Annotated in this window: 5 protein-coding genes; 1 reads left to right on the top strand and 4 read right to left on the bottom strand. The window is 72.2% G+C overall.

Features of this window, described 5'->3' with window-relative positions; translation table 11 throughout:
- Positions 1-103: 103 nt before the first annotated feature.
- Positions 104-1255, top strand: a complete 1152-nt coding sequence (locus HKK72_RS37240; protein ID WP_187239094.1) for an acyl-CoA dehydrogenase family protein — start codon at positions 104-106, stop codon at positions 1253-1255.
- 3 nt (positions 1256-1258) lie between these two features.
- Here the strand turns inward: HKK72_RS37240 and hisF are convergent, their stop codons facing one another.
- The 4 genes from hisF to HKK72_RS37220 all read right to left on the bottom strand — a co-directional run.
- The gene (hisF, locus tag HKK72_RS37235) at positions 1259-2038 is read right to left on the bottom strand and encodes an imidazole glycerol phosphate synthase subunit HisF (protein ID WP_187239093.1); all 780 of its coding nucleotides are present in this window, start codon (positions 2036-2038) and stop codon (positions 1259-1261) included.
- On the bottom strand, positions 2035-2424 hold the full coding sequence (locus tag HKK72_RS37230) for a RidA family protein (RefSeq protein ID WP_187239092.1): 390 nt from the start codon (positions 2422-2424) through the stop codon (positions 2035-2037). Before HKK72_RS37230 ends, hisF begins: the two co-directional genes overlap by 4 nt.
- Positions 2421-3140 carry a bifunctional 1-(5-phosphoribosyl)-5-((5-phosphoribosylamino)methylideneamino)imidazole-4-carboxamide isomerase/phosphoribosylanthranilate isomerase PriA gene (gene priA, locus HKK72_RS37225; protein ID WP_187239091.1) on the bottom strand — a complete coding sequence of 240 codons (720 nt, stop codon included), beginning with the start codon at positions 3138-3140 and terminating at the stop codon, positions 2421-2423. Before priA ends, HKK72_RS37230 begins: the two co-directional genes overlap by 4 nt.
- 375 nt (positions 3141-3515) lie before the next feature.
- On the bottom strand, positions 3516-3811 hold a 296-nt coding region (locus HKK72_RS37220), incomplete at its 5' end, for a hypothetical protein (RefSeq protein ID WP_187239090.1).

Below are 3811 nucleotides of genomic sequence, written 5' to 3'. Positions count from 1 at the left end.
TGACAGACGACCCGATCGGACACCGAAGGCCGCTTCGTCTCGTCTGCCTGGCAAGCCCGTTATGCCTGCTCGTCCAGGCAGGCGTGACAACGAAAGGTGCACCATGCCCGCCGACCGTGTTCTGCCCTCGCCCGAGGCCGAGGAGCTGCTGGCGCTGACGCGTGAGATCGCCGCCGCCGAGCTGGCGCCCCGCGCCGCCCTGGCCGAGGAACGGGCGGAGTTCCCCCGTGAGATGTTCCGGCTGCTCGGCCGGTCCGGGCTGCTCGGCCTGCCCTATCCGGAGGAGCAGGGCGGCGGCGGCCAGCCGTACGAGGTCTATCTCCAGGTGCTGGAGGAGCTGGCGTCGGTCTGGGCGTCCATCGCCGTCGGGGTCAGCGTGCACTCACTGTCCTGCCATCCACTCGCCGCCTTCGGCTCCGAGGGGCAGCGCAAGCGGCTGCCCGAACTGCTCGGCGGCGAGCTGCTCGGCGGGTACGCCCTGTCGGAGGCGCAGGCCGGGTCGGACGCGGGCGCTCTGAGCACCCGCGCCGTCCGGGACGGGGACGGCTACCTCGTCACCGGTGGCAAGTCCTGGATCACCCACGGCGGTGAGGCCGATTTCTATGTCCTGTTCGCCCGCACGTCCGAGACCGGGACACGCGGCATCAGCTGCTTCCTCATCGACGGCGAGATGGCCGGGATGGCGGCCGGGCCGCCGGAACGCAAGATGGGGCTGACCGGGTCGACCACCACCCAGCTGCACTTCGACGGCGCACGCGTGCCCGCCGACCGGCTGATCGGTGTCGAGGGGCAGGGCTTCCCCATCGCCCTGTCGGCCCTGGACTCCGGCCGTCTCGGCATCGCGGCGTGCGCGGTCGGCCTCGCCCAGGCGGCGCTGGACGAGGCCGTGGCCTATGCCGGCGGCCGCCGCCAGTTCGGGCAAGCGATCATCGAGCATCAGGGGCTGGCCTTCCTGCTGGCCGACATGGCCGCCGCGGTGGAGTCGGCCCGTGCCACCTACCTGGACGCCGCCAGGCGCCGCGACCGCGGATTGCCGTACAGCCGGGCGGCGTCGATCGCCAAGCTCGTCGCCACCGACGCGGCGATGAAGGTCACCACCGACGCCGTGCAGGTGCTCGGCGGCAACGGCTACACCCGTGACTACCCGGTCGAGCGCTACATGCGCGAGGCCAAGGTGATGCAGATCTTCGAGGGCACCAACCAGATCCAGCGGATGGTGATCGGCCGCCATCTCGCGCGCGGCACCATGGGGTGAGCCCTAGCGGACCGGGTACCCGGCCGCTCGCAGCGACTCCTTGACCGCGCTGATCCGCAGATCGCCGAAGTGGAACACGCTCGCGGCGAGCACCGCGTCGGCGCCCGCGTCGACCGCCGGCGCGAAGTGCTCCAGCGCGCCCGCGCCCCCACTGGCGATCACCGGGACGGTGACGGCGCGCCGTACCTCGCGCAGCATGTCGAGGTCGAAGCCGTTCTTGGTGCCGTCGGCGTCCATCGAGTTGAGCAGGATCTCGCCCACGCCGAGCTCCTGGGCCCGCGCCGCCCACTCGATCGCGTCGATGCCGGTGCCCTTGCGGCCGCCGTGCGTCGTCACCTCGTAACCCGAGGGGGTCCCCTCGGCCCGGCGGGCGTCGACGGAGAGCACGACGCACTGGGACCCGAACCGGTGCGCCGCCTCGCGCAGGAACTCCGGCCGGGTGATCGCGGCGGTGTTCACCGACACCTTGTCGGCGCCCGCCCGCAGCAGCCTGTCCACGTCGTCGACCGACCGCACTCCCCCGCCCACGGTCAGCGGGATGAACACCTGCTCGGCGGTCCGGCCGACCACGTCGTACATCGTCGAGCGTTCCGCGCTCGAGGCGGTGATGTCGAGGAAGGTCAGCTCGTCGGCGCCCTCGGCGTCGTAGCGGCGGGCGAGTTCGACCGGGTCGCCCGCATCGCGCAGATTACGGAAGTTGACGCCCTTGACGACGCGCCCGGCGTCCACGTCGAGACAGGGGATGACCCGGACCGCGACCCCGGTGGCGGTGTTCGCGCTCATGATCCCTCCGGACGGTAGGCCTCGACCTCGATCTCGACCAGCATCCGCGGGTCGATGAAGCCGGCGACACCGATCATCGACGCTGCGGGCCGGACGTCCAGGAACAGCTCGGCGTGGGCCCGCCCGACGGCCTCGGCGTCGGCCAGGTTCCGCAAGTACATGCGGGTGCGCACGACGTGCGGCGGCGACCCGCCGGCCTTGGCGATCGCCTTGAGCGCGATCTCGAAGGCCGTCCGCGCCTGCCCGTACGCGTCGTCGACGTGGCGCAGCTCCCCGTCCACGACGGCGGTGCACCCCGACACGAGGATCCACGGGCCCGCGACCACCGCGCGGGAGTAGCCGACCACGTCCTCCCAGGGCCCGCCGGAGCCGATCCTGGAGATCATGACACCGCCTCGAGCGCCTCTTCCAGCGTGAACGCGCCCGCGTAGAGGGCCTTGCCGACGATGGATCCCTCGACGCCGTCCGGCACCAGTGCCGAGATGGCACGCAGGTCGTCGAGCGACGACACGCCACCCGAGGCGATCACCGGCTTGTCGGTGCGCGCGCACACGTCCCTGAGCAGGCCGATGTTGGGGCCGCGCAGGGTGCCGTCCTTGGTGACATCGGTGACGACGTAGCGCCGGCAGCCGTCGGCCTCCAGGCGGGCGAGCACGTCCAACAGGTCGCCGCCCTCCTCGGTCCAGCCGCGGGCGGCCAGCGTGGTGCCGCGGACGTCGAGCCCGACCGCGATCCGGTCGCCGTGCGAGGCAATGATCTTGCGACACCACTCGGGATCCTCGAGGGCCGCGGTGCCGATGTTGACCCGCTCGCACCCGGTGGCCAGCGCGGCCGCCAGCGAGTCGTCATCACGGATTCCGCCGGACAGCTCGACCTTCACGTCGAGCTTGCCGGTCACCTCGGCGAGGAGCGCCCGGTTGGAGCCCCGCCCGAACGCCGCGTCGAGGTCGACGAGATGGATCCACTCCGCGCCGGCCCTCTGCCAGGCGAGGGCCGCCTCGAGCGGACTCCCGTAGGAGGTCTCGGTACCGGCCTCGCCCTGGACCAGGCGTACGGCCTGGCCGTCGGCGACATCGACCGCGGGAAGGAGCGTGAGCGTCATGCCCGAAGCCTATCGAGCCGAGCCGGTGAGCCGTCGGTCCGCCGCTCGTGTACGGGTCTCGTCAAGAGCGGCGTGACGGACGTAGGGAATCCGTCAGGATGCCGTGAACCACCACGTGGTCGGTGTTTCCTCGAATCAGCGCCGCGGACGACCCCGTGAGGCGGGCCGCCCGCGCTACCCGGCCGGCGCACGACCCTCACGGTAAGACGGACGCGGCGACGGGACGAGCAGGTCGAACATGCCGAATGGGGGCCTGGAACCTCGTCGCCGCGTCTCACCGGCCGACCGCACGGCGGTGAGGAGCCCTGCCACGGGCTACCCGCCACGGGTGACCGACACGGGCACTCCACGTGCCCCACGGGCCCGGCCTGCCGCTCAGATCCGGCCGCGGCGATCGAAGGCGAGCGTGACGAGGACGGGCAGAAAGAGAATCGACAGCACCAGCACGGCGAACCTGGCGGCCCAGGAGGGGAAGAGCAGCCACGCCGCCGCCTGGACGCCGAGGAACAAAGCCAGGACGCCGGCGTTCTGGGTCCTGCGGCGGCGGGCCCGGATGCCGCTCTGACGGGCGTACCGAACCGGCCGTGGAAGCCGCGGGAGCAGCGCCTTCAGGCGCCTCCGGCGTTCCCGCCGTCTGGCCAGTCCCGCCTCGCGCTCGGCCCGGACGGTGG

The organism is Actinomadura sp. HBU206391, from assembly GCF_014323665.1.
GTDB lineage: Bacteria > Actinomycetota > Actinomycetes > Streptosporangiales > Streptosporangiaceae > Actinomadura_C.
Note: the sequence above shows the minus strand (reverse complement) of the source record. Positions and strands in the feature narration are given on the sequence as shown.